The organism is Eilatimonas milleporae, assembly GCF_003688555.1.
In the GTDB taxonomy this organism is placed as follows: Bacteria; Pseudomonadota; Alphaproteobacteria; order Sphingomonadales; family Kordiimonadaceae; genus Eilatimonas; species Eilatimonas milleporae.
Map to the genome: position 1 here is coordinate 67,306 of NZ_REFR01000001.1, position 25,630 is coordinate 92,935.

23 protein-coding genes are annotated in these 25,630 nt (G+C 62.2%); 7 read left to right on the forward strand and 16 right to left on the reverse strand.

Annotation, left to right across the window (positions count from 1 at the left end; genetic code table 11):
* Nucleotides 1-2 precede the first annotated feature (2 nt).
* From BXY39_RS00285 to BXY39_RS00295, 3 genes are all read left to right on the forward strand, one after another.
* Nucleotides 3-1,220, forward strand: coding sequence for a phosphopentomutase (locus BXY39_RS00285; RefSeq protein ID WP_121936848.1), 1,218 nt, complete (start codon nt 3-5; stop codon nt 1,218-1,220).
* A 512-nt stretch (nt 1,221-1,732) separates the two neighbouring features.
* Nucleotides 1,733-4,912 (forward strand): TonB-dependent receptor, encoded by a 3,180-nt coding sequence (locus tag BXY39_RS00290; protein ID WP_170163513.1) that lies wholly within the window; start codon nt 1,733-1,735, stop codon nt 4,910-4,912.
* A gap of 171 nt (nt 4,913-5,083) precedes the next feature.
* On the forward strand, nt 5,084-5,749 hold the full coding sequence (locus BXY39_RS00295; protein WP_121936850.1) for a TetR/AcrR family transcriptional regulator: 666 nt from the start codon (nt 5,084-5,086) through the stop codon (nt 5,747-5,749).
* Between the two features lie 219 nt (nt 5,750-5,968).
* Here the strand turns inward: BXY39_RS00295 and BXY39_RS19885 are convergent, their stop codons facing one another.
* Nucleotides 5,969-6,325, reverse strand: coding sequence for an SDR family NAD(P)-dependent oxidoreductase (locus BXY39_RS19885; protein ID WP_170163514.1), 357 nt, complete (start codon nt 6,323-6,325; stop codon nt 5,969-5,971).
* Between the two features lie 2 nt (nt 6,326-6,327).
* Entirely contained in the window at nt 6,328-6,735 is a 408-nt protein-coding gene (locus tag BXY39_RS19890; RefSeq protein WP_121936852.1) for an SDR family NAD(P)-dependent oxidoreductase, read from the reverse strand.
* A 526-nt stretch (nt 6,736-7,261) separates the two neighbouring features.
* On the opposite strand from BXY39_RS19890, the gene BXY39_RS00310 reads away from it, so the two are divergent.
* Complete coding sequence (locus BXY39_RS00310) at nt 7,262-7,654, forward strand: GFA family protein (RefSeq protein ID WP_121936853.1); 393 nt, start codon at nt 7,262-7,264, stop codon at nt 7,652-7,654.
* Nucleotides 7,655-7,971: 317 nt separating this feature from the next.
* Here BXY39_RS00310 and BXY39_RS00315 read toward each other — a convergent pair whose 3' ends face one another.
* Genes BXY39_RS00315 through BXY39_RS00325 form a run of 3 tightly spaced genes read right to left on the reverse strand, consistent with a single transcriptional unit; the run spans nt 7,972 to nt 11,682 of the window.
* Nucleotides 7,972-8,565 (reverse strand): TetR/AcrR family transcriptional regulator, encoded by a 594-nt coding sequence (locus tag BXY39_RS00315; protein WP_121936854.1) that lies wholly within the window; start codon nt 8,563-8,565, stop codon nt 7,972-7,974.
* 13 nt (nt 8,566-8,578) lie between these two features.
* Complete coding sequence (locus tag BXY39_RS00320) at nt 8,579-10,978, reverse strand: ABC transporter permease (RefSeq protein ID WP_121936855.1); 2,400 nt, start codon at nt 10,976-10,978, stop codon at nt 8,579-8,581.
* Complete coding sequence (locus BXY39_RS00325; protein WP_211332017.1) at nt 10,975-11,682, reverse strand: ABC transporter ATP-binding protein; 708 nt, start codon at nt 11,680-11,682, stop codon at nt 10,975-10,977. The genes BXY39_RS00320 and BXY39_RS00325 overlap by 4 nt, the downstream gene beginning before the upstream one ends.
* 290 nt (nt 11,683-11,972) lie before the next feature.
* Between BXY39_RS00325 and BXY39_RS00330 the strand changes: the two genes are divergently transcribed.
* Entirely contained in the window at nt 11,973-12,518 is a 546-nt protein-coding gene (locus tag BXY39_RS00330; RefSeq protein ID WP_121936857.1) for an RrF2 family transcriptional regulator, read from the forward strand.
* A 24-nt stretch (nt 12,519-12,542) separates the two neighbouring features.
* The gene (locus BXY39_RS00335) at nt 12,543-13,130 is read left to right on the forward strand and encodes a flavodoxin family protein (protein WP_121936858.1); all 588 of its coding nucleotides are present in this window, start codon (nt 12,543-12,545) and stop codon (nt 13,128-13,130) included.
* A gap of 351 nt (nt 13,131-13,481) precedes the next feature.
* On the opposite strand, the gene BXY39_RS00345 is transcribed toward BXY39_RS00335, so the two are convergent.
* The 10 genes from BXY39_RS00345 to BXY39_RS00390 all read right to left on the reverse strand — a co-directional run bounded on the left by BXY39_RS00345 (nt 13,482) and on the right by BXY39_RS00390 (nt 23,409).
* Nucleotides 13,482-14,765 (reverse strand): spinster family MFS transporter, encoded by a 1,284-nt coding sequence (locus BXY39_RS00345; protein ID WP_121936860.1) that lies wholly within the window; start codon nt 14,763-14,765, stop codon nt 13,482-13,484.
* A 233-nt stretch (nt 14,766-14,998) separates the two neighbouring features.
* A complete protein-coding gene (locus tag BXY39_RS00350) occupies nt 14,999-16,312 on the reverse strand; it encodes a dipeptidase (RefSeq protein ID WP_245998928.1) in 1,314 nt (437 codons plus the stop codon).
* Between the two features lie 100 nt (nt 16,313-16,412).
* On the reverse strand, nt 16,413-18,335 hold the full coding sequence (gene feoB / locus BXY39_RS00355) for a ferrous iron transport protein B (protein ID WP_121936861.1): 1,923 nt from the start codon (nt 18,333-18,335) through the stop codon (nt 16,413-16,415).
* Nucleotides 18,332-18,595, reverse strand: a complete 264-nt coding sequence (locus tag BXY39_RS00360; protein WP_211332018.1) for a FeoA family protein — start codon at nt 18,593-18,595, stop codon at nt 18,332-18,334. Before BXY39_RS00360 ends, feoB begins: the two co-directional genes overlap by 4 nt.
* Before the next feature lie 252 nt (nt 18,596-18,847).
* Nucleotides 18,848-19,549 carry a helix-turn-helix transcriptional regulator gene (locus tag BXY39_RS00365; protein WP_121936862.1) on the reverse strand — a complete coding sequence of 234 codons (702 nt, stop codon included), beginning with the start codon at nt 19,547-19,549 and terminating at the stop codon, nt 18,848-18,850.
* Nucleotides 19,550-19,560: 11 nt separating this feature from the next.
* Nucleotides 19,561-19,932 carry a VOC family protein gene (locus BXY39_RS00370; protein ID WP_121936863.1) on the reverse strand — a complete coding sequence of 124 codons (372 nt, stop codon included), beginning with the start codon at nt 19,930-19,932 and terminating at the stop codon, nt 19,561-19,563.
* A gap of 236 nt (nt 19,933-20,168) precedes the next feature.
* Entirely contained in the window at nt 20,169-20,759 is a 591-nt protein-coding gene (locus BXY39_RS00375; protein ID WP_121936864.1) for a PAS domain-containing protein, read from the reverse strand.
* Between the two features lie 470 nt (nt 20,760-21,229).
* Nucleotides 21,230-21,685, reverse strand: a complete 456-nt coding sequence (locus BXY39_RS00380; protein ID WP_121936865.1) for a Dps family protein — start codon at nt 21,683-21,685, stop codon at nt 21,230-21,232.
* 270 nt (nt 21,686-21,955) lie between these two features.
* Nucleotides 21,956-22,816 carry a DMT family transporter gene (locus BXY39_RS00385; RefSeq protein WP_170163515.1) on the reverse strand — a complete coding sequence of 287 codons (861 nt, stop codon included), beginning with the start codon at nt 22,814-22,816 and terminating at the stop codon, nt 21,956-21,958.
* Nucleotides 22,813-23,409, reverse strand: a complete 597-nt coding sequence (locus BXY39_RS00390) for a glutathione S-transferase family protein (RefSeq protein ID WP_121936867.1) — start codon at nt 23,407-23,409, stop codon at nt 22,813-22,815. The genes BXY39_RS00385 and BXY39_RS00390 overlap by 4 nt, the downstream gene beginning before the upstream one ends.
* Nucleotides 23,410-23,764: 355 nt before the next feature.
* On the opposite strand from BXY39_RS00390, the gene BXY39_RS00395 reads away from it, so the two are divergent.
* Nucleotides 23,765-24,226: a GNAT family N-acetyltransferase gene (locus tag BXY39_RS00395; protein WP_121936868.1), complete on the forward strand. Its 462-nt coding sequence runs from the start codon at nt 23,765-23,767 to the stop codon at nt 24,224-24,226.
* Nucleotides 24,227-24,274: 48 nt separating this feature from the next.
* Here BXY39_RS00395 and BXY39_RS00400 read toward each other — a convergent pair whose 3' ends face one another.
* Nucleotides 24,275-25,489, reverse strand: coding sequence for a serine hydrolase domain-containing protein (locus BXY39_RS00400; protein ID WP_121936869.1), 1,215 nt, complete (start codon nt 25,487-25,489; stop codon nt 24,275-24,277).
* Nucleotides 25,490-25,630 lie beyond the last annotated feature (141 nt).

The following is a 25,630-nucleotide window of genomic DNA, read 5'->3' on the forward strand; positions in this document are numbered from 1 at the left end:
CCATGGCGCGCGCTTTTCTGCTTGTTCTTGACAGCTTTGGTGTCGGCGCCGCCCCGGATGCCGAGCGTTTCGGCGATGTCGGGGCCGATACCTTGAGCCATATCGCCGACTGGTGTGCCAGCGGTCACACCGCCGCCGACCGCCCGCAGGCCGGACCGCTGGCACTGCCCAACATGGTTCGGCTGGGTCTCGGCAGGGCGGCGGCCCTGGCCACCGGACGGGTGCCCGAGGGGCTCGCCCATGAAGGTCCCGTGGACGGTGTTTTCGCCGCCTGTGCCGAACTGTCCAACGGCAAGGACACCCCGTCCGGCCACTGGGAGATGGCCGGGGTTCCGGTACGCTTCGACTGGGGCTATTTCCCGCGCACGGTGCCCGCCTTTCCCGACAGCCTGATCACCGACCTGGTGGCGCGGTGCGATTTGCCGGGTGTTCTCGGCAACTGCCATGCCTCCGGCACCGAGATCATCGCGCGCTTGGGGGATGAGCATGTGCGCACGGGCAAGCCGATCGTTTATACTTCCGCAGACAGCGTGTTTCAGATCGCCGCCCATGAGGAGCATTTCGGTCTGGCCCGTCTGTATGACATGTGCGAGACCGCGCGCGATCTGGTGGATCCGTACAATATCGGGCGCGTCATCGCCCGTCCCTTTGTCGGCGCCGACGGGTCCTATGTGCGCACCGGTAATCGCCGCGATCTGGCGACGCCGCCGCCGGCCGACACTTTGCTGGACCGGTTGACACAGGCCGGACGCACGGTGATTTCCGTCGGCAAGATCGCCGATATTTTCGCCCATCGCGGCATCGGCCCCAAATACAAGGCGACCGGGCTCGACGCCCTGTTCGACACCACGCTGGACCGCATGGCGGACGCGCCGGACGGCGCGCTGACCTTTGTCAATTTCGTCGATTTCGATCAGGAATACGGCCATCGCCGCAATGTGGCCGGCTATGCCGATGCCCTGGAACGGTTCGATGCCCGATTGCCCGAATTGCACGCCTGTCTGAAAGAAGGCGATCTGGTCGTGATGACGGCGGATCACGGCTGCGACCCCACATGGCAGGGCACGGATCACACGCGGGAATTCGTGCCGCTGATTGCCTTCGGTCCCGGCGTGGCGGGCGGGGATGCGGGGCGCCGCGACAGTTTTGCCGATGTGGGTCAGACGGTGGCCCGCCATCTGGGTATTGACCCGCTGCCCGAAGGGGTCAGCGTTTTGTAAAAGGCGCGTTTTCCGCCCGTCCGCCCGGCGCGTGTCGCTGCCGGTTTATGGCGGTATTTAGGTCCGGATCGGACCTATTCCGATGATCATGGTTTTCCGAACACAGAGTGCCCCGGGCCTGCCTTGCCGGGTGGTACGGACGCTGTTGGATAGTATTTTATTATTTACGAAAGCGATATGCGGCTTGCAGGACACAGTTTGAAGCCTCGAAACTATTCGGGTAGATTTTTCAGAATAATTATGTATTGACAGTTGCTGAATAACAACACTTATGAAACATAAGTGTAATAAAAATGTTGGTCTTTCGTAATAAATAGTCCTCGTAGTCGTAAACTATCTCCGTATAATCCGCCCCGACTGAATGTTAACCCATCGGTCAAGTCGGGTTGAAGCGGGTACTCTCCCCAGTGTTTGGGGCGTCCTTCGGTAAGAAAAGGGACGTCCTTTTTGCCTTGCTTCAACGCCATGAACAGCATGCATCTGTCACGTGCAGCTTTATGGAGCTTAAGGGAATGAAACGCCAATTGAAAGCGGCTCTCTACAGCGGTGTCGCGCTGTCGGCGGCGCTGGCAGCCACGCCGGTCGTCGCGCAGGAAATCACCTCGCAAATCACAGGCTCGGTCGCCGACGCCAGTGGTGCCCCCGCCGTCGGTGTCGATGTCATCGTCGTGCACGTGCCCTCCGGGTCGCGCGTCACCCGTGTCACCAACGAACAGGGTAACTTCGTCGCACGCGGCCTGCGTCCGGGCGGCCCCTACACGGTTGAGATTGTCGGCTCGGACCGCTACACCGGCCAGACGCTGACCAATGTCTTCCTGAATGTGGGCCAAGCGTTGCCGCTGCGTCTCAGCGTCGCCGCCGACGGCGGCTCGGTTGAGGAAATCGCCGTCACCGCCGAGCGGGTCGCGCAGACCCTGCAAGGGGCCGGGTCCACCACCTACACCGCTGAAAGCATCCGCGAGCTGCCGTCGATCAGCCGGGATTTTTACGACTTTATCCGTCTGAACCCGTTTGTCTCCTTCCGCAACGGTCAGGTCTCCTTTGCTGGCGCCAACAACCGCCTGAACAGCATCGTGGTTGACGGTGTTCAACAGGATGACGTGTTCGGCTTGAACGGATCCGGCGTTCCGACCCAGCGGTCGCCGCTGTCCAACGACGCCATTGAGCAGGTGGGCGCGTCGCCCGCGCCGTTCGATGTCGAGAACGGCCAGTTCCAGGGCGGTCTGATCAACGTCGTCACCAAGTCCGGCACCAACGAGTTCCACGGCACCGCCTTCTACCAGTTCCGCGATGAAGGCCTGGCCGGTGACCGGTCCGACGGTCGCGACGTCGACCTCGGCGATTTCGAGGAGGAATTCTACGGCGCCTCGCTCGGCGGTCCGATCATCAAGGACAAGCTGTTCTTCTTCCTCAACTATGAGAAGTTCGATCGCACCAGCCCGAACCTGTTCGGCGCCGAAGGCTCCGGCCGTGCCAATGAGATCCCCGGCGTGTCCCAGGCGGACGCGGATCGCATCCGCGGCATCACGCAGGACCGCTACGGCTTTGACCCGTTGTCGGCCGATGTGCCGAATCTTGAGGAAGAAGACGAGAAAATCTTCGCCAAGATCGACTGGAACATCAACGAAAACCACCGGGCCTTCTTCTCCTTCCAGCAGACCGAGGGCAACGAGATCCAGTTCACCGGCAACAGCCAGCGTGACGAGGAACTGGCGCTGGAGTCGCATTTCTATGATCGTTCGGAAGATCTGACCGCCTACAATTTTCAGGTCTTTTCCGACTGGACCGACAATTTCTCAACGGAAATGAAAGTCGCCTACAGAGAGCAGGTCACGGGCCAGGTTTCCCGAGGCGGCCTGGGTTTTGGTGATGTCCAGGTTTTCCTTGACCCGGATCAGGGTGTGAACGGCCCCTCCGTCAATCTGGGGCCGGACCAGTTTCGTCATGCGAATGAGTTGAATAGCGACACCTGGCAGGTCAAGTTGCAGGGTGACTATCTGACCGGCGATCACAACATCAGCTTCGGTTATGAATTCAGCACCGTTGATGTGTTCAATTTGTTCGTACCCAGCAGTCTGGGTGTCTGGCAGTTTCTCACGATCGACGATTATGAGGCCGGCATCGCCGATACCTTTACATATTCAAATGCTCCGACTGGAAACCCGATAGATGGGGCTGCGAATTTCTCGTATCAAAATCATGTAGCCTACATACAGGATCGTTGGACTGTAAATGATCGCCTGACCCTCACCGGTGGCATCCGCTTCGAGACCTTCGTCACCGATGATGAACCGGCTGAGAACCAATTCTTCGTCGACCGCAACGGCTTTACCAACACGACCACGATTGACGGCGAAAGCCTGATCCTGCCGCGTTTCTCCTTCGACTATCAGATCGATGACCGTCAGAAGGTCCGCGGTGGTGCCGGCCTGTTCGCCGGGGGTGATCCGCTGGTGTGGATCAGCAACAACTTCTCCACCGACGGTGTGACGGTGGGCAGCTTCGAGGTCGACCGGGCAACCGCGTCTGCCGAGGACATCGCCCGGTTCCTCGACAATCAGGACCCGACAACCCTGCCGGCCGGTGTGAATGACCGTGTGACGTCCTCGCCCGTGTCGACGGTGAACGCTATCGATCCGGATTTCGATCTGCCGTCGGTGTGGCGTTTCAACATCGCCTATGAGCGCTTCCAGGATCTGGGTTTCCTCGGCGATGACTGGAAATTCACCCTGGAAGCCATCTGGTCGGAAACCGAGGACGCACCGCTGTGGACGGAACTGCGCCGTCGCGGCCGTGCCGTCGGCATCGCGCCGGACGGCAGCCCGATCTACGGCCCGCAGGGCGGTGACGATGTGCTGCTGACCAACACCAGTGAAGGACGGTCGGCCAGCTACGCCATTTCCGCCGAGAAACAGTGGGAGAATTTCTCCTTCTTCGGTGCCTACACCTACTCGGATGTGGATGTCGTCAATCCGGCCACCAGCAGCCGGGCGTCTTCAAACTTCGAATTCGTGCCGCACACGGACCGCAACGATGTCCGCGTTGGCCGTTCGCAGTTTGAAATCCGCCATGACCTGACCCTGGTCGGCTCCTACCGGAAGAAATTCTTCGGCGACAACGAGACCATCTTCACCCTGGCATACAATGGCCGTTCCGGCCGTCCGTTCAGCCTGACCTTCGACGAATTCCTGCAATTCGGCGGCACGCGCGATGCGGATGCCGGCGACAGCCACCTGCTGTATGTGCCGACAACGGCTGAAGTCGGTATTTTTGGTGTCGACGATGACGATCCGACCAAGACGGTTCTGCTGGACGGCATCACCGAAGCCGAGTTCAACGAGTTCATTGACGAACTGGGCTTGGAACGCGGTCAAACCGTTGACCGCAACGGCGAACGAGCCAGCTGGGTCGATCAGCTTGACCTGCGCATCGCTCAGGAAGTGCCGGTCGGTTTCGGCAAGATCGAACTGTGGATGGACATGGAAAATGTCCTGAACTTCATCGACAGCGACATGGGAAATATCGACGAACCGGCTTTTGCCACCATCCCTGTTGTCGACCTGGATGTCGAGCAGTTGGGCGGACAGACCAAATTCGTCTACAGTGATCTGCGCGATCCGACGTCCCGCTTCACGCTGCGCCCGGAACAGTCCGTCTGGCGTATCCAGTTCGGTGTGCGCTACCGCTTCTGATCCACGGGCCTTTGTATAAAACCTGACGATCTTCAGGGATACGCGCCCGGTGCTTCGGCACCGGGCGTTTTTTATCGCCGCATCCTCTGCCGCCGGTTTGATGCAAAAACTTGACCGTCATGACCATTTCCGGTGGACCGGCGGGATGTTCGGCGGCATAACCTCTGCCTTATGAGGGACGAGAGCACAGAGATATCCGCCGCGCTGACCGAGACCGTACCCGCCGGGCACAAGGGCGCCATTCGCCGCGAAAATGAACGCCGCATCCGCGAGGCGGCCGAGCGTGTCTTTTCCGAACACGGTTTCCGGGGCGCCAGCATGGGCATGATCGCCGAGGAAGCCGGCGTGCCGAAACCCAATGTCTATTATTATTTCGGCTCCAAGGAAGACCTGTACCGCCTGGTGATCGAAAGCATCTGCGACACTTGGCTGGAAGCGGCCGCCACCTTTGACGATATGTCGGACCCGGCGGACGCGTTTCGCGGTTATGTGGGCGCGAAAATGGACCTGGCGCGCATGCGGCCTGAGGGCTCGCGCCTGTGGGCGATCGAAATGGCGCGCGGCGCCCCCTTCATACAGGATTATCTGTGCCATACCGTCAAACCCTGGCTGGACGCGCGCGAAGCGCGGATCGCCAAATGGGTGGCGGACGGCACGTTGCCGCCCGTGCCCGCCCGTGCCCTGATCTATATGATCTGGGCGATGACGCAATATTATGCCGATTATGACGCCCAGATCCGGGCGATGAACGACGGCGCCCCGCTCACCCCCGCCCAGTTTGACGCGGCCCGCGAGAATGTGATCGCGCTGGTCCTGCGCGCCCTGAAACTGGCCTGAGGGAGCCGCCGGCCCCGCACCTGAACCCGTTATGGCCCAGAAGGCGGGTGTTCAGAAGGCGGGTGTTTAGAAGGCGGGATTTCAGGGCACGGGGTTCAGGGGCAATCCACCCATACCATTCAGCCCGCTTTTCGAAATGTCGGGTGACGCAGTAAGGGCGGCCGGCGGCACATCAGGGTGCGATTGGACCCAAAGCGGACACCGGCAGGCCCCCGGCTCCTATGCCGTCAACCCGCCATCGAGCACCAGTGTGGACCCGGTGACATAAGACGCTTCCCCTGAAGCGAACCAAAGGACCGCGTTCGCGATCTCCGATGGATCGGACATCCTGCCCATGGGGGTCCGCGCGACAAGGGGGTGCTCGAAATTCTCCGCATCCTCGCCCGCCACACGGGATGCGATGTCGCGCTGCATATCGGTATCGATCAATCCCGGGCAAACCGTGTTTATCCTGATCTTATGGGGCGCGAATTCCTGGCAGGCGGATCGCGCAAGCCCAAGGATGGCGTGTTTCGAGGTGGCGTAGGCGGCTACGCCGGGCGACCCGATAAACGCGTTGATCGACGCGACGTTCACAATTAACCGCCGCGCTCTTTCATCGCGCGCGCTTCGGCGCGCATCGCGTGGAAAACGCCGTGGAGATTGATGTTCAGGACATTGAGCCAGTTCTCGGTGTCCATCTCCATGATCGGCGCCATCTCCCCGAGGATGCCGGCATTGTTGACGCCGATATCCAGGGTTCCGAATTCGGAGACTGTCTTTTCAACCGCCCTGTCGACATCTTCCGCGTTGGAGACATCGGCCCGAAAAAAGATCGCCGTTCCGCCCTGGTCCTGAATGCCGCGAACCACGCGTTCGCCTTCCTGTTCCCGGCGCGCGATCAGGGAAACCCTGGCGCCTTCCGCGGCGAACCGCAGTGCCGTTGCCTCACCGACGCCGGTACTGGCCCCCGTAATGAACGCGACCTTTCCATCCAGATGTCCCATTGCGTGTCCTCCGGAAACGGTTTGATCATGATGGTAACACGGACGCACGACTTTGGCTGTGGCGGTCGTTCGCGGCGACCGAAAGATATCAACGTCTGCTTCTGTCTCATACTGTCCGCGCCTGTGGCAAGCCCCAGGAAACAATATTGCACATTTGATATGGCGGAGCGTGAGAGAACTTGTTCAAACCTCCGCCAAGGCAGCGACGGCGGCCCGCCAACAGTTTCGCGCCCCATCGGAGCCTGGAACGCAGTGACCCGGCGTGAGGTAAAAAACCGGCGGGCCATGCGTGATGGAAATACGAACTATTCCTTCGCCATCGCACTACGATGACATGACTGTTCGGTGCGCTGCAATGATCAGTGCCGCCAAGCAATACGCAAGCGCTACGCCGCTACATTCAGGCTGTGAACCTGCCGGGCGCCTGCCGCGTATGACCGGCTGGAGCCTTTTTTTGACATTGTGCTTCGCGCCAGATGTTCCTATATTGTTCTCGTCGCATGCACCACACTGGGAGATTTGTGGGATGATTGAGGGAAGCTGCTGTTGTGGCGCTATCAAATTCCAACTGGCGTCCGAACCGTCCATGATGGGCACGTGCCATTGTTCCCGGTGCCGAAAGGCCGGCGCAAGCGCCATTGTCTTCGTCAAGAAAGAAGAACTGACGTGGATTAGAGGCAAGGATCAGGTAGTGCTGTATCAGCCGGAAGCCCCTTACAAGTATGGCAGGTGTTTCTGCAAAATCTGCGGCACCTCTCTTGGTGAAATCCTGTCCGGGGAAGACAGTTTCCCGATTGCGGCTAACGCGCTCGACACGGAAACCGGCCTCAAGAACCAATTTCACGAGTTTGTTTCCGAGAAGCCTGCTTGGTACGAAATTTGTGACGACGCCCCTCAGTCTGAAGGTCATCCTCCGTAGTCACTGGAGTTCGGTTGCTGTTCCAACGAAAGCAATAGCAGCATTGTCCGTAAAGCGGTCATCGAGCTGCCGGAGTGGAATATCGGGCAATCGGCGGCAAATGGCGGGCCGTGCGAGATAAAAATGCGCACTACGTTCTCACTATAGCCCTACGATAAATCAGTGCCAAACGCGACGTTCTTTCCTGTTACCTGCCAGAACACGCAATCGCGCTACGTCACTTTCAGAAGACGTCGTAGCTACCGCGTCGACCATAACAGTGCGCGAAACCGTGGACGGAGAATCGGGCGCGGTGTTTGGGTTGCTGGCGCGTGGCGCTATTCGCTCGTGCCGGTCGGAGAGAGGCCGCGCCAGAGCAGCCGTATCGTTTCGCGCCGGCGCTCCCCATCGGGTGGCGTCTTCAACAGAGCGGCGGACAAGGCCTCTCCGTGCACGACGGAAATCAAAAGCCCGGCCATGGCGCTTCCGTCGCCGCTGCGGATGCGGCCCTTTTGGGCGAGGTCGCCAAGCCGTATGCCGAGGGCGCCGACCAAACCGGACTCCATCATTGGCTGATGCGCGTCGGCCAGGTGATCGGCGCGGAACGCCGTATGTGTGGCCAGTTGAACGAAGAGCGGCGCCACGGTTTCAAAGTACCGATACAGACGCTCGGCGACATCGGCGAGATAGGCTTCCGTTTCCTCGGGCGCTCGCGGCGGGTCGCCGAGCAGGCCGTCAAGGTCCGGCGGCGGCGGCGCCATGGCGGCGAAGAAGAGATCGTCCTTGGAGCCGAAGCGCTGATAGAGCACGGCCTGCGAGATGCCGGCCGCCTCGGCGATCTCGCGCGTCGTGGCGAGTTGGCCGCGATCGAGAAACGCCAGGCGGGCCGCTTTAAGAATGTCCTCGTCTTCGACTGTGCGTGCGCGTCCCATTTATCCTTCAGCCTCATTCATAGGCGATGGCGTCACAAACCGGCGTCCTCATGGCGCGCCGCGCCGGGCCGATACAGGCGATCAGCGTCAGCACCAGGGCCAGTACGGTCCACGCCAGAACGCCCATCGGCGAAAACACCAGCGGCAAGGTCAGATGAAGACCATGACTCCCCACAATATAGGCGACGGCCATCGATAAGGGGGCCGAAAGGATGCCGGCAAGAAGAACGCTGGCGAGCGCGATGGCGTAACCTTCGGTGAGGATGATCGTCCTCACGGCCACTGGGCGCGCGCCCACGGCGCGGATGACGCCGATCTCCCGCGTCCGTTCAAGGACGTTCAACCCCATCGACGCGGCAAGGCCCAATCCGCCAACGGTGACGGCCGCGAGCGCTGCCGCCGACAGCAGCGCCAGCAGGATCGCGAAGTGGTCGACCATGGCCTGCCGTAAGGCCGGGCGCGTGAACAGGAGCGCCGGCATGGAGCCCGCGTCCACGATCACCTCCTCGATCCGACTGGCAAGGCGGTCTTCCGTACCGGGATCGGCTGCGACCCGAATGACGCCGGCAAGGCCGTCGGCGCCCGCCAGTTCGGCGAAGGTGGGCGGGTTCGTGTAAAGCGACGGCTCGGCGACCTCCTCGATGATGCCGACGATGCGTCCATTCACCGAACGCGGGCCAAGCGCGAGTTGCACGTCGGCCCCGATGACCAGCGCGGGTTCTATGGCCTGAAGGTTGCGGTTGACGACCAGTTCCCCGATTTGCGCCGCTTCGGGCCATCGTCCTTCGACGATCGGCGCATCGAGCAAAGCGGTGTCGGCCGGCGGCGCCAAAAGACCGTATCGCCCGCGACTCCGGTCGGCGCTCTCTTGCGTCTTCAGCGCAACCAGAGCGCCGCCCCAGGCCTCCGCACGGGAGACGCCCGGCAGGACGTTGATGTCGGCGAGAATGGGCGCGGCGTCGACGGGCCTCAAGAGCCGAACGTCGATGTCATCGCCCCGGCGGTCCAGCGACCGGTCGACGGCGGCGATCAGGCTGACATGGACATTCGCGGCGGTCATGAGGGCGGCGCCGCCCAGCGCCAGGGCGAACAGCGTCAGCCAAAGCCGCGCGGGGCGGCGGAAGCTGTTGCGCACGGCCAGCACGGTGGGCCGCCCCAATCCTCCCAGCAGGCTGCCCAATAGTGTTTTGGCGCGCCCGCGTGTCCTGGGCGCTGTGATGCCGGGGTCCTGCAAGGCTTTCTGCACCGGCATGCGCGCGGCGCGGATAATCGGGATCGCGGCGGCGACAAGCGGCACGGCCAGGCCGATGCCGACGATCGCCAGCAAGGTCGTGGTCCCCACCGCATAGCTGGCCACATCGAGATTGAGCTGCTGTGCGGCATAGGTCGAAAACGACCGGGCGCCGAGCAAACCCGCGCCAAGACCCAGCAGCACGGCAGGCGCGGCGAGAGCGGCGATCATGGCGAGATAGATCGCGGTAATGTCCGATGATCGCGCGCCGATCGTCTTCATCACGCCGATCTGGCGGGCCTGCCGGGCCAGGAAGGCGGCGATAACACTCGCCGCCAGCGCGCCGCTCAGCACCAGCGCCAGCGCGCTGAACACGCTGAGGAGCAGCAGCATCGTCGTCATGTGATCGGCATGCGGATGACGGCGTGGCGGAACCTCGACGCGCGAGACATCGTGACCGGCCTCAGCCAGCCAGTCCGCGACGGAATCGGCGACACGCGCCGCAACCGACCGGTCGCTCCCCATGTCATCGGCGACGGTGATGCGCAGTTCGTCCAGATGGCCGCCGAGGCCGAGGTCGGCCAGGGTTTCGCGGCTGGCGTAGGCGTAAGCCGCGTTGTCCTGCCAGCCGGGCGCAAGCGCGGGATCGTGCACGACGCCCCGGATCGGCAGGGACGCCAATGCACCGCCTGGAACCCGCACGGTAATGGTGTCGCCGACGCTGGCGTTCGGGCCAACGTCCGTAACAGCGCCCAGCACCGGCAGCCCGGATCGCTCAACAAGGACCGCGCCGCGCTCAGGCGGCCACCCACCTTCCAGCGCCGCGAATGCCGAGACGCGCAGATCGGCGAAATCCCGCACGCCGAACAGCAGCAATGTGCGCCAATCCCCAGGCGTCACTTCGACCCGTGCGCGCACCAGCCGCCTTGCGTCGGCGTCGACGACACCCGGCAGTGCCCGCACGTCTTCGAGAATCTGGCTGTCCACATCCTCAAGCCAGACCACGACGGCGGGCGGCTTTGCCGTGGCGAAGCTCGCGGGAATCTCGCGCAGCAGAACCGACCGCGCCCCGAGGGCGACGGTGAACGCCGCCGCGCCGAGCGCGATGGCGAGGAAGACGAGAAGCGCGCGCCCCGGCTGCCCGGTCAGATCGCCGGCGACCTTCCTGACGCGCGGGCTCATTGCGCCCCGACCCTGGTCTTGTCCTGCTTTGCCCTGTCTTCGACGATCATGCCGTCGGACAGGCGGATCAGGCGGTCCGCGCGCGCCGCGACATCGTTATCGTGGGTGACGACGATGACGGCGCGCCCATCGTCGGCCAGCGCGGTCAGGAGGCCCATGACCGTGGCGGCGGAGTCCGTGTCCAGATTGCCCGTCGGTTCGTCCGCGACGAGGAGCTTCGGATCGTTGGCGATGGCGCGCGCGATGGCCGCGCGTTGTTGCTGGCCGCCCGACAGCGTGCCGGGCAGTTTGTCGGCCTGGTCGGCGATGCCGACGCGATCGAGCAAGGCCAGCGCACGGCTGCGGCGGTCCCGCGCCGGGACGGCCCCGACGAAATCCATGGCGAGCAGGATGTTCTCCAGGATCGTCAAGGTGGGCAACAGTTGAAAGAACTGGAAGACGACACCGACTTGCGAGCCGCGCCATTTCGCCAGCCGGTCTTCGCTTAGGGCCCCAAGCGAAACGCCCGACACGTCCACCGAACCGGTGCTTGGATGGTCGAGACCGGCGATCAGGTGGAGCAATGTGGATTTGCCGCTGCCCGAACGACCGACGATCGCGGTCATACTGCTTGCCGGGATCGAGCAGGTCACGCCCTTGAGGGCATCGAACGAAGGACCGTCAGGCCGCCTGTAGCGCTTTGAAACGTTTCGAAGGTCTATCAACGCGGGATCGGACACATCCGGCCTCCATGGATCTCATTTCAATATAAGCGGTTGATTGCTTATATTAGATAGCGGGCATCGGCAGGTGAACGCAACCGCCTTTCTCACGGCGCTGCGTTTTAGGGAGCTAAGGGTTTGGAGTCACGGCTGAACCCGATTGGGTTTCAATTGGGTGAAACAGGGATCCTTACCGCTCTTCTTTCTCGATTGTTCCATACTTGAAGGAATGCATTTGACTCCGACTAAAAAAATCGTAGTTTGAACTTAGATAAAACCAGTCGGAGTTTAAAATGAGTCATTTTGGCGCTGGAACGGAATATGCGCTGCATTGCCTGTTGTTCCTGACAGACGGCGAGACAGCCCATTCTCCGGGGTCCCGCGACCTTGCTGACTTTCAGGGCATCTCACCGAGCTATGTGGCGAAGCTCTTCACGTCGCTCGAACGCGCCGGTATCGTGTCGTCCACGCAGGGTGCAAAGGGCGGTTTTCGCCTCAGCCGTCCCGCGTCCGACATCTCGGTATTGGACGTCGTTGACGCGGTCGAAGGGCGCAAGTCCATCTTCCAATGCAGGAACATCCGTGTGAATTGCGCGCTTTTCGGAGAAAAAGCGCCGGCCTGGGCCGGAAGCGGCCTCTGCGCCATTCATCAGGTCATGATCGACGCTGAAGAGAAGATGCGTGAAGAACTGGCCCGCGTGACGCTCTCCGATCTGAATGACAGCGTATCGGCGAAGGCGCCGGCCGGCTTCACCCCAAAGGTCATCGACTGGTTCGCCGACAGGCAAGCGGACAGGTTCCGCGCGCGGTCGCCGCGGAAATCGTCACAGGAACAATAACGCAACGCCCAGGAGTGAAAGAAGATGTCCAGGATCGCTGTCGTTCATCATACCGGGTACGGTCACACACTTTGGTTGACAAAGGCTGTCATCGAAGGCGTTCAAAAGGTTGATCATGCCAGTGTCATCGACGTCCCTGTCGCTGAGGCGGAAAGCCGGATGGAGGAGATCGATCGGGCCGACGCCATCATCATGGGCTGCCCCACCTATATGGGCACCGTATCGGCTGACATGAAAAAATTCATGGAGCTGACATCCGGGAAGTATTTGGAACAAGCCTGGTCCAATAAGATTGCGGCCGGATATACCAATTCCGGCGGCTATGCCGGCGATAAACTCTCCACACTGATGGCCATGGTGGTGTTCGCCGCTCAGCATGGCATGACATGGGTATCGCTTGGCCTGGCGACCGGATGCGCCGCCCGTCACGATGATATCGACAGTGCGCGCAATGCCACCGGCGCCTATCTGGGCGCGGTAAGCCGTTCGCCTGTCGATGTGGACGCCGATCACGGCTTGACGCAAGGCGACCGTGAAACCGGCGTTCACCTGGGGATACGCGTTGCCGAAATGGCGGCCCGCTTCATCCCTCGCCGAACGGTGCCGGCCTGAGTGGTGTTGCCTGAGTGGTGCTGCCTGAGTGGTGCTGTCTGAGTGTCGCTAACGGGCACGCGTCACCCCTTGGCGCGAAACCCCGAACGGTGGAAGGAACCGGGGACTTCGAAGTCGCCCGGTGTAAACGCCTTTGTTTTCCAGGCGTTCATCCTGATGCCCGCAGTAACGTCCCGCTTTTTTTCGCCAGCATCGTCCGCGCCGGCGCCCATGATTTTGACGGCTGTCGCGCCGGGCCGGAGGACCAATTTGCATATACAATTTGCATATGCAAATTGGTCTTCTAAAGCGGCCTGAATACCGCACTGCTTCAGGCGGTGCGTGTGCGGCGCGCCGCACACGCCCGTGTCCCTAGCTGTCGCGTTTTTGCAGATCTTCCGGCAGTTTCCGCCCGCCCTGCCAGAACAGCAGCGCCTTCACCAGAACGATGCTGACGGCGATGGTCAGGGCTTCGCGCAGGCTTTCCCGTCCCGTCATTTCCCGCAGGATATCGCTGATACCCCCGACCATCAGCGGGCCGAGCCCGAGACCGATCAGGTTCAGCACGAAGAACAGCAGCGCCGAGGCGACCGCCCGCATGCGCGGCTCCACCAGGCGGTGGGCGACCGCGATGCTGGGCGCCAGATACATGGTGCCTAGGATCGCCGCCAGGAGATAGGTGCCGAGGACGATCGCCGTCCCCTCCACGTTAAAGGCGACAAGGGCCAGCGGCACCGCCAGCACCGCGCTGATCCCCGGCAGCCACAGATACCAGCGCGCATCCCGCCTGCCGACCCGGTCCGTCAGATAGCCGCCGAGAAAAGTCCCCGCCATGCCGCCAAGGCCGCCTGTCAGCGCCAGGGCGATGCCCACCTCCGAGACGGAAAAGCCGTGATAGCGGATCAGGAAGGACGCCATGAAATTGCCCGTGCCGTAACTGAAGAAAGCCGACATGGCACAGGCCAGCGCGAAATAGCGGAAGGATTTCAGCCCCGCCACATAGTGCAGGCTTTCCACAAAGCCGGGGCGCGTATCCTCGGACGCACCGCCAAGGGTCCGCACCGGTTCCGGCACGCTCAGACGCAAGAGGACGGCCAGCAGCACTCCGGGGATGCCCAGGATCAGGAAGGTGGTGCGCCAGCCATAGGCCTCGCTGAGAAACCCGCCGAGCAGATAGCCCAGCAGCACGCCCAGATACAGCCCGGACGAATAGATGGACAGCGCGGTGGCGCGCCGCTTCGGTTCATACAGGTCGGAAATCATCGAATGGGCCGGCGGGCTGCACCCGGCTTCCCCGACGCCGACGCCGACACGGGCCGCCGCCAGTTGCCAGAAGGACTGCACCAGGCCCGACAGGGCGGTCATCCCGCTCCAGATCGCCAGCGCCAGCGCGATGATATCGCGCCGGTTGGTCCGATCCGACATCCAGGCGACGGGTATGCCGATCACGGTATAGAACAGGGCAAAGGCAAGGCCCGACAGCATACCCAGTTGCGTGTCGTTCAGTCCCAGGTCGGTTTTGATCAGTTCCTGCATCACCACCAGAATCTGGCGGTCGATGAAATTGAAGGCGTAGACGATTGTCAGAATAAACAATGTGTAACGGCGCAGCCGTTGGGGCGGCGCCATTGCGCCGCCGTGGACAACATCCCTCATGAAGCTTCCCTTGTTCGGCCCCCCAGGCCGGGCATGGGTCCAGTCTTTTCCATGCCGCCTGCGCGCTGCCGCCTCTCCCGGTCAGCAGGATTGACCAGCATGACGCCCGCGTCAATTGCTATTGCAGCGGGTATGGCCGCCGGACCGTATACCGTGCCGTGCGCGGCGGCGGTATCCCTCGCCGGACGTCCCGGTCTGGCCTGGCTTTGGGCTGTTTAGGCTTCGGGCTGTTTTTAGGCTTCGGGTTGTGTCGCGGCTTCGGGCTGTGGCGTGGCTTCGGGTTGCGCCGGGACGTCCGGTTGCGCCGGCCCCGTATCCGCCGCCGCGTACGCCTCGACCACCCGCCACACGCGCAGCAGATTGCCGGACAGGATCTTCTTGATATCGGCTTCCGAATAACCCCGTTGCAGCAGCCCGGTGATCAGGTTCGGGTAATAGCTCACATCCTTGAGGCCGACGGGCAGGCTGTCGCCGACACCGTCATAGTCCGACCCGATGCCAACCGTTTCCACACCTGTCAGCGCGACCACATGGTCGATATGGTCCAGCACATCGTCGATGCCGGCAAAGGGATAGGGGTTTTCTTCCTGAAAGCGCGCGGAAAATGCGTTGCGCACGGCGTCCGAGGCCTCCAGCCCGTTTTCCACCAGATGGGTCTCATAGGCCGCGGCAAGCCTGGAGCGGTATGTGTTGGCGGCTTCGGTCAGGAAGCTGGAGCCGAAATTGATCATGATCACGCCGCCATTGTCGGCCAGCGCCTTGATCATGTCGTCCGACATGTTGCGCTCGAACCCCGGCGTGAAATGCCGCGCGGATGAGTGGGAGGCGATGACGGGCACCTGGGTGATCGCCATCACATCCCAGAAGGCCGCATCGGACACATGGCTGACATCGACCATGATGCCCAGCGTGTTCATGCGCCGGACCATGTCCTCGCCAAAAGGCGACAGACCGTCATAGGGCTTGTTTTCATCGTAGGAGGAATCGGCGATCTGATTGGGTTTTGAATGGGTCAGCGTGATGTAGCGGATGCCGCGCCCGTGGAAATAGTCCAGATTGGCAAGATCCCGCCCGATCGGGGACCCGTTTTCCATGCCGAGGGGCAGGGCGATCACACCGTCGGCAAAGGCGGCTTCCACATCCGCCACCGACGTGGCCAGGCGGAAGCGCTCCGGCGCTTCCCGCGCCATGCGTTCGACAATGGCGATCATCGTCTCCGCATGCTGTTTGGCAATGGTGGACACGCCGAAGGGGGCGGGGGTGTAAATGGACATGAAGGGGGCGTTCAGGCCGCCTTCCACCGCGCGGAAATAGTCGAAATCGCCGCCGTCGGTCCTGTCTGTCACCGTTTGCCAGCCGCCCTGATCGATGCGGTAGGGCACATCGATATGGGTGTCGATGATGATGGTCTCCGCCGCGATGCGTTTCGCCTTGTCGTCGATGCTTTCCCGGTCCGGTCCGGGTTGCGGCTCGCCGCACGCCGCCAACGCCGGCAACATGGCCAGGGCCGCGATAATCGATCTGGATTTCGAAACTGTTTGCCACATGACGGCCAAGCCCCCGTTGCTCTTTCACGAAACGTCCGGCAGGAGCCTAGCGTCTTGCCCGCGGGGCCGCAATGGGCACTGTATCGGGGGGCGCACCGCGTCAGGCCATCAGGGCCGACGATATGCGGTAGGTCAGGAATGCGGCGAGATAGGCCAGCGCGAACAGGTATCCCGCCATGAACAGCGGCCAGCGCCAGCTGTTGGTCTCGCGCCGTGTCACCGCCAGCGTCGACAGGCATTGCGGGGCAAACACATACCAGGCCAGAAAGGAAAACGCCGTCGGCAGGGACCAGGCCCCCTGAAGCAAGCTGACAAGGCCGGCGGCAATGGCGTCCTCGCCCCCCTGCAGGGAATAGACGGTGCCGAGCGCGGCCACCGCCACCTCCCGCGCCGCCATGCCGGGCACCAGGGCAACGGAAATTTCCCAGTTAAAGCCGATGGGGGCGAAGATCACCGACAATCCCTGTCCGATCATGCCGGCCAGGCTGTACCCGATGGCCGGACCTTCCGCGCCCGCCGGCGGCGCCGGGAACGAGGCCAGCAGCCACAGCACGATCATCGACAGAAGAATGATGGTTCCGGCCCGGCGCAGGAAAATCCGCGTTTTCTCATACAGTCCCGTCAGGATATAGCGCGGGTCGGGCATCTGGTATTTCGGCATTTCCAGCAGGAAGGGATGCGGTGCCCCCTTGGCGACCGTGCGGCGCAGGACATAGGCCACCGCCAGCGCCGACACGATACCGGTGATGTACAGGGCGAACATGACGACCCCCTGTAGGCCCAGCCAGCCGCCCGCAACCGGTGTATTGGGAATAAAGGCCGCGATCACCAGCGTATAGACCGGCAACCGGGCCGAACACGTCATCAGCGGCGCGATCAGGATGGTGGTCAGCCTGTCTTTCGGATCGGCAATGGCGCGCGCGGCCATGATCCCCGGAATGGCGCAGGCGAAACTCGACAACAGGGGCAGAAAGGCCCGGCCGTTGAGGCCGACGGCGGACATCAGCCGGTCCATCAGAAAGGCGGCGCGCGCCATATAGCCCGATGATTCCAGCAGCAGGATAAAGGTGAACAGAATGATGATCTGCGGCAGGAAGACCACCACGGACCCCACACCGGCGAGAACGCCGTCATTCAGCAGGCTCAGCAGGGCACCGTCCGGCAGTATCGCGGCCAGCCACAGCTGAAGCCGGGCAATGCCGCCTTCAAGCCATCCCGTCGGGGCTTCCCCCCAACTGTAGACGGCCTGAAAGATCAGGAAAAGCAGGCCGAACAGAATGGCGGGCCCCGCCACCCTGTGCAGCAGGATATCGTCGATGATGCGGGTGGCTTTGTGTCCGATACCGGTGTTGAGCGTGGCGGCGGCCGCGATGATACGGGCGTCCCGCTGGCGGTCCTTCAGGGCAGCGGCAATGTCCCTCTCACCGGCGCCGCCGGCCCCCATGGGCGACAGGGTGCCGGACGCGGTGTCGGCGGTGTTGTTTCCGCCTGCATTGTTCCCGTCTGCCGTATCCCGCCGCCGCAAAGCCTCCGCGACACGGCCCGTCAGGGTGTCCAGTCCCTTCCGGCGGACGGCGACGGTCTCCACAACGGGCAGTCCCAGACCGTCCGACAGTTTGTCCGTGTCGATTTCAATCTGCTCGCGCGCGGCCAGGTCCGTCATATTCAGGGCAACGACGATCGGCAGGTCCAGATTTTTCAGTTCCAGGACGAATTTCAGATGCTGGGCAAGATTTGTCGCGTCAACGACGCAGATCAGGGCGTCGGGCCGCTTCTGCGCTTTGAACGTGCCGGTCAGGATATCGCGCGTCAGCGCCTCGTCCGGGCTGTGCGGCGTCAGGCTGTAACTGCCCGGCAGGTCGATCAGGGACAGGCTTTTGTCCCCGGCAAGCGTGCCGGTGCGCCGGTCCACCGTCGCGCCCGGATAATTGGCCACTTTCTGGCGCAGGCCGGTCAGCGCGTTGAAAAGGGACGACTTGCCGCTGTTCGGATTGCCGACAAGGGCAACAAGGGCGGCGCTCATATACGGGTGACTTTCACAAGATTGGCCTCGGACCGGCGCAGGGCCACCGTCATGGTCCCGATCCGCACCGCAACCGGGTCCCCGCCAAAGGGACTTTGATGCAGAAGCTCGATATCCAGTCCCTCGTCAAACCCCAGATTGCGCAGATGGGTGCTGATACCCTGCGCGTCTTCGGGTTTCGCCTCGATGGCCACGACGCGGGCCTTGTCGCCCATGGCCAGCATGCCGAGGGGCACGGTATCGGAAACAGGATGTGTCATGACCGGTTGCACTCATTATTGCGAAACATTCGCAAGTCCAACGGCTCTTACCATGGGGACCGGGTGCGGGCAAGCATCAAGCGAAATCGCGCCCGGCTTTTCGCCAGGGCCGGTCGGGGGACTCTCGCCTCCGGAGAGTCCCCAGAGACCCTTCGGAGAGTCCCCAGAGACCCTTCGGAGAGTCCCCGGAGAACCTTCAGAAAGTCCTCAAAGAACTTTCAGAGACCCTTCAGGGAGAAGGGACCGGGGCGGTCACGAAATATCGCGGCAGTCGGCCTGGACTTCCATGGCGCGGTAAAAATCCGCCAGTGTCTTGCCGCGCTCCGGCCGGAAGGTGGACCCGTCCTCATCCATGGCAACGATACGGTCCAGCCGGAACATGCGGAAATCACCGCGCAGTTCACACCACGCCACCAGGGTCCAGACCTTGCCCCAGAACCACAGGCCCAGCGGTCTGACCGTGCGCTTGCTGGGTCTGGCCTCGGCATCCTGATAGGACAGGGACAGGCGCCGCCTGGCATCCACGGCCTTTTCAACTCTGTCGATGCGGTGCCGTATGTCCTGCGTCATCTCTTCGGCGATGGCGTGGATCTCGACCTGGCCGGCACGCCGGCGTTCTCCGTCCGGCAGGACGGTTTCAATCTTGATCAGGGCCTCTTCGGCGGCCCGGGCCATGTCCGCGCCGCCCCAGGCCCGGATCAGGCGGGCACCGGCCACCAGGGCGACGATTTCGTCATGGCTGAACATCAGGGGCGGCAGGTCGTAGCCGTCGCGCATCAGATACCCGACGCCGGCCTCGCCCTCGATCGGCACCCCGGTCGATTGCAGGTCGGCGATATCGCGGTAGATGGTGCGTTCCGAGACCTCGAGCCAGCCGGCCAGCCGCGCGGCGGTGACAAGCCGACCGCCGCGCAGATATTGCACGATCTGGAACAGGCGGTCGGCGCGTCGCATCCCTCCGGTCCCTATTTCGAGAAAATGCCGATGGAATTGCCATCGGGATCGAGACAATAGGCAAAGCGGCCGGACGGAATCGCGATCGGCTCGGAGACAACCTTGCCGCCGGCGGTCTTGACACGCCCCAGCGCCTGTTCCAGCCCATCGGGGCTGGCCAGGTGGACGGTCGGTCCGCTCCCGTCCGGGGCCGGCTTGCCCGGATACAGATGCCCCGCGACACCGGCCCCGCCTTCTGTCGGAAACATGGCCATGGCATTGGGGCCGGTCTCGTCTTTTGTCAGGCCGGCGTCGAAGACCGTATTGTAAAAGGTGATCGCACGGTCCAGATCGGTCACCGGAATTTCGGTCCACACGGTGAAATGGTCAGGGGTGAAGCTCATTTGGCGTTCTCCATGATGGGTTTCGCTGCCATGTGTTCATGGCGCCGCCATCCTGACAGGGTGCTCCTGACAGCCTTCTGTCAGGAGACAATATCCTCGCGCGTTTTCAAGGAAGCTTTATGGCACACCGCGCGGCCCCGCCGTGACAGGCTCCGCACTGTATCTCACTGGAATCTTATGATCTTGGTCATATGCTCTGGGACCATAAGATTCCGGGAACTGTATGCGGCGGGCACTCAGGCGCTTTCGCGCATCACGGGCTTGTCCGGATTGCGGCTGACAGGCTCGCGGCTGAGAAGGATGGAGCTCAGGATCATGTTCACCCTGTCGCCGTCATTGGACAGGGGCACCGCCAGGCTCTCATTATAGGCGGCCTCGCCGTCCAGCACGATATACTGGCCGATATAGCGCAGGGGCGCCTTGTATTCCGCGATATGGCGAAACGACATCAGGCCCTTCTCACGGCGGTTCGGCAGGGCAAATTCACTCAGATAGGTTCCGGTCAGCTCGCGGCCGTGAAAATAGGTCAGATTGGTCCCCACCACGCGCAGGAAACAGGTTTCCGCCGTGATGTTCTCCGGCTCCGTCAGTTCGATCATCATGATGTCGTCAAGATGCTCTTTGAGATCCCGCGGGTCTATATCGTTGCGGGACGGCATCATGCGCCCGGACGGAATCCGGCTTTTCCAGTAATCGAGAAGACGTTGCAGCCTGGCATTCGCGAAGACCAGTGGCGTGTTTTCCCAATAGGCGGTCAATGCCTGCCAGTCAGGCTGTTCGGGGATGTCATCGACGTCCCGGATGCTGCGGCTTTTTAATTGCGTCATCACCGGCGATACCACGCCTTTTCATCAAAACGGCCCGATTTTCCGCTGTGTGCAGTAATTCGCGGACCTGTTTGACCACGTCGTGCAAGTTATTATAAGTAGTTTAAGAAAGCTTTAATGCCTAGTAAAACCGATCATCTTGCAACCTTGGGATAAATTGGCGCCACTTCTGATCTGGCAAAGTATTACTTGAGGTTGTTTTCCCCGTTTTTCTTGACTGAAAATTCAGGATTTTTTCGGCTTTGGCAGCCGATTCTCTCGAAAAATTAGTGGAAAATCGATGCCATATGCAGAAGCACCGCCGGGTATGGCCCACTTATGAAGCAGTTGCGGTGAAGTTGCGATACGGTGGCGGCGCCCTCGCTTTCTGAGTGCGCCGCCACTGGTTGTAAGGATTTCATGGCCCCATGGTCACGGGCTGGGGCGAAAACCGGGTGTCGCGTCCGCCCCCGCCCCCGCTCATCGGCCAATCACTGACCCGTCAGGGCTTTCAGCATCCAGATGGTCTTTTCATGCGCTGTCAGGCGGTCGGTGGCAATGCCCGCGGTGACCTCGTCGCCGGCGTCCGCGGCCTCGGAAATGATGGCGCGCAGGCGCTCGGCCAGGGTTTCGTTTCCGGCCACCAGGGCCCCGACCATGGTTTCCGCGTCCGCCGTTTCGTCACCGTCGGTGATCGACCCCAGATCCACATAGGCCTGCAACGTGCCGGGGGCCTTGTGCCCAAGGGCCCGAATGCGCTCGGCGATGTCGTCGGTCGCCGTCGCCAGGGCCAGATACTGTTCTTCGGTCATATTGTGCACCGCCTGAAACAGGGGGCCCGTCACATTCCAGTGGACATTCTGCGTCAGCGTGTACAGCTGGACATTTTCCGCCAGCAGCACTTTCAGGGATGCGGCCAATGTATCGATTTGCGCTTGGTCCGTCATTTTTTGACTCCTTGAATTTGGTCCCGATAGTCCGGGCATATACAGCGTCGCCAAACAGTCTGATAGGACATTTCAGTCCGATAGGGATATTTGATCCGGCGCTGCACTCCGATGTCACCTTTTCAACAGGGGACGCGATGGTGTCTCACACATATGACAGTTAGATAGGATATCCGGACTGATCGATCAAAAGCATAAATTTCATAATTGTTATCGATTTTGGAAATTTATCTGAACGCCGGCATCTTGCCGGATATCTCACCGGGTATCCTATAGCGCTTTCAGCAGGACGGCCCCGGCCGCCACCATCGTCACGGCGACCGCCTTTGTCCTGTTGAAGGGTTCCTTCAGCCATATCCAGCCGATACAGGCGGCAAATATGATGCTGGTTTCCCGCAGGGCGGTGACTTCCGCGAGACCGCCATGGCGAAAGGCCAGCAACGCCAGGGCATATCCCGTATAGGCGATGACCATGACCAGAAAGCCCATGCGCCAGCAGGCTTTCATGTCCGCAAGAAGCCGGCCGCGCCGCTCCGCCAGACCGGCCAGCAGGAAGGCTGGGCCGAACACCACATTCATCCACAGGATATAGGTAAAGGGATGCGCGGCGATCCGGACCGCGTGTCCGTCAATGATGGTGTAGGTGGCGATCAGCATGCCGCACAGAAGCGCCGGCCCCACACCGGGCGTCGCCAGGGCGGCGACCGGGTTGCGGTGCTGGCCCAGTCCCGTCCACAGGATACCGCACACGATGATCGCGATGGCGCTCAGGTCCTGGACACCGATGGATGCGCCCAGCGCCGCAAGGCTGAACAGGGTCACGAACAGGGGGCCGCTGCCGCGTGCGATCGGATAGACAAGTGTCAGGTCCCCCCGCCCCAGGGTCCAGACCAGGGTACGCTGGTACAGCATGTGCACCAGCGTTGAGGCCGCCAGCAGCCCGCCGATGTGTGCATCCGGTAAAGGAACCATGGCGGTAAAAGGCAGACTGACCGCGGCGCCGGCCACCGACATGACCATGGACACGGCCAGTTTGTCGTCCGCCTGCTTGATGATGGCCGACCATGTGGCATGCAGTGTGGCGGATGTCAGAACCAGTATCGTCGCCAGAAGGTCCGGCGGCAAACTCACGCAAAACCCTCCGGCCAGTCCGGCAGCAGTCCCATGACCCGCTTGGTCCATTCTTGCACAGAGGGGCGGGTGCCGAGATCGAAGCCCGCATCGCCCGCCAGTCTGGTATAGGCGACAAGCGCCACATCGGCGAGGCTGGGACGGTCGCCGACAAAAAAGTCGCGGTCCCGCAAATGGCTGTTCATATGGTCCAGCGCCGCTTCGCCCCGGTCCATGCGCCAGGGGTCCGGCATGCGGCCCAGCAACAGCTTCTGGAAGCGCGGCGTCGCCACATAGGGCTCATGGGAATACTGCTCCCAGAAAAGCCACTCATACATTTTTGCCCGTGCGAATGCGTCCCCGGGCACCAGGGGGGTGTTTTCGCCCAGATGCAGGATGATGGCATTGGACTGGGCCAGCGCTCCGCCGTTCTCGAGGCGGACGGTGGGCACCTGTCCGGCGGGGTTGAGGGCAAGAAACGCCGCCGTCCGGCTTTCCCCGTTCATGATGTCGGTTTCCACCCACTCATAGGGCCGCCCCGTCAGGCGGCAGGTCATGACCACCTTGTGGCAATTTCCGCTGCGCCGGTCGCCGTAAATGGCAAGTGTCGTCATTCTGGGTCCCCCTTATACGGCCTGGGCGCCGTGAGGTTTCAGGCTTGCATGATTTTGGCGGCAGGATGCAGGGCCGGCGCCGGCCCTGCAAGCCAAGAGATGTTGACGGCCGCGCAAAGCCGTCTTGTCCGGGCGGAAATCCGCCGGTTCCCGAGGCCGGGTGCATATGCCGGCAACCGGCTGTCGCGCCGTTTCGCGCGACCGGCAAGCCGGATGGTCTGACCCCGACACCGCATCATCCCCGTCGGTAAGGCATGGGACAGGGACGGGCTTTGCCTGTGAATCGCCGTCTGGGCAATCGCCGCCTTGTCAGTCGCCATCTGGGCAATCGCCGGCCCGCGCGATACGATAAACCATGGAAATCTGTTCAGCGGTTGAAAACCGGGACGCCATCAGCCGGGCCGTGTTGACGGCCCTTCCGCAATGGTTCGGCCTTCCCGAGGCGTTGGAGGCCTATGTCGGGCACGCGGCGTCAGCCCCGATGTTCACCGCCCTGATCGCGGGCCGGGTGGTGGGGTATGTCTCCCTGGCTGATCATTTCGGCCGGAACTGCGAGCTCCACTCGATGGGCGTTCTGCCCGATCTGCACCGTCAGGGTATCGGCCGCGCTCTGGTCGCGGCGGCCGCCGCCTGGGCGCGGCGGCACGGGTATCGCTATTTAACCGTCAAAACGCTCGCCGACACGCATCCGGACCCGCATTATGCGGTGACCAGACGGTTCTACACCCGGGTCGGATTTGAACCGTTCGAGGTGCTGGAAAATCTGTGGGCGCCCGACCTGCCTTGCCTGCTCATGCTGAAAACCCTCCCCGCATGACAGCAGCGATCATGACAGGAGCGATATAAACGGGGCCGGCCCTGATCGTCACGGGGTCCCGTGCTGCATGCCGAAGGCATGGGCAAAGCGGGCGAACTCGGACCGTTGCGCGATGCCGGATGCCGTGACAACGCCGCCGCCCACATGCATGGACCCGGCATTGGCCAACACCACGACAACAAGATCGCTGTCCTCATACCAGCCCATATAGGCGGTATAGCCGAGCACGCTGCCGCTGTGCCCGATCATGACACCGGTCGGCAGGGATGTCCGGAACAGGCCATGCCCGACCCATACGGGCGACGGTTCTTCGCGAATTTGCCGCCAGTCATACATGGTTTGCTGCATATCCGGCGGTAACAGCCGCCCGTCCCTGAGGCCAAGCGCGTATGCGGCCAGGTCGCCCGCCGCCGCCACCATGCCGCCGGCCGCCCATTCAACCGACAGGTTGGACCGCGACACGTCGATCAGCCCGTCGCCCGCCGGCGGAAACGCGCTGTGCACGCCGGCATCGCGGGTAAAGGCCTCGGTGGCGTAGTGATAGCGTTTCGCCACCGGTCCGCCCTCGGGCACCGTCTCGAAGCCCTCCAGAAAAATTGCCGCCACATCAAGCGGGGCAAGAATGCGGCGGCGGATTTCCGCCGTCAGCTCGGTGCCGGTGACATGCTCGATCATCAGACCGAGAAGGGTGTGGTTCGAATTTGAATAGCTGAACCGCTCTCCCGGTTCGAACAGGGCCTGCGCGCTGTCGCCCGCGACGAAATCCAGCGCATCCGTCTTGCCCCAGATCCGCTCCACATCCAGAAGCGCGCCGCGGCCGTGCCGGATCCAGTCGGCATCGTCCTCGAAGCTGGGAATGCCGCTTGTATGGTTGAGCAGGGTGGCAACCGTCGCCCTGTCGGCATTCGGCACATGCCGGACCGTATCGCCGAGAATATCGGCCGGGGTCGCATCAAGGCTCAGCCTGCCTTCATCGATCAGTTGCAGGGCGACCACCGCCACGAATGTCTTGGTAATGCTGCCGACGCCGAAACGATGGCGCGGGCTTGCCGGCACACCCTTTTCCAGGTCCGCGAAACCGTCCGACCCCGACCAGACAATGCCGTGCCGTGTGGCAATCACGGCCGATACCCCCGGCGGGCCGTTGGCGGCGGCGTCGTGCAGCGCCGCGTCCAGGTCGGCCGGGGTCACGACCGGCGGGCGCTCCGCGCAGCCGGTCACGGCAAGGACAAGGATAAACATGCCTGACAGGAAATGTATCATCACAGGAACTGTCCAATCGCCCAATCATCCATACCACCGGTATAGCCTAGGCAGTGTACCCATAAACAGGGTTCCCAAATAGAGTGGGTTGTGCTTCAAGCTCCTTGAAGGAGTTGGATGATGGCGCGTTTTGATTTGAGC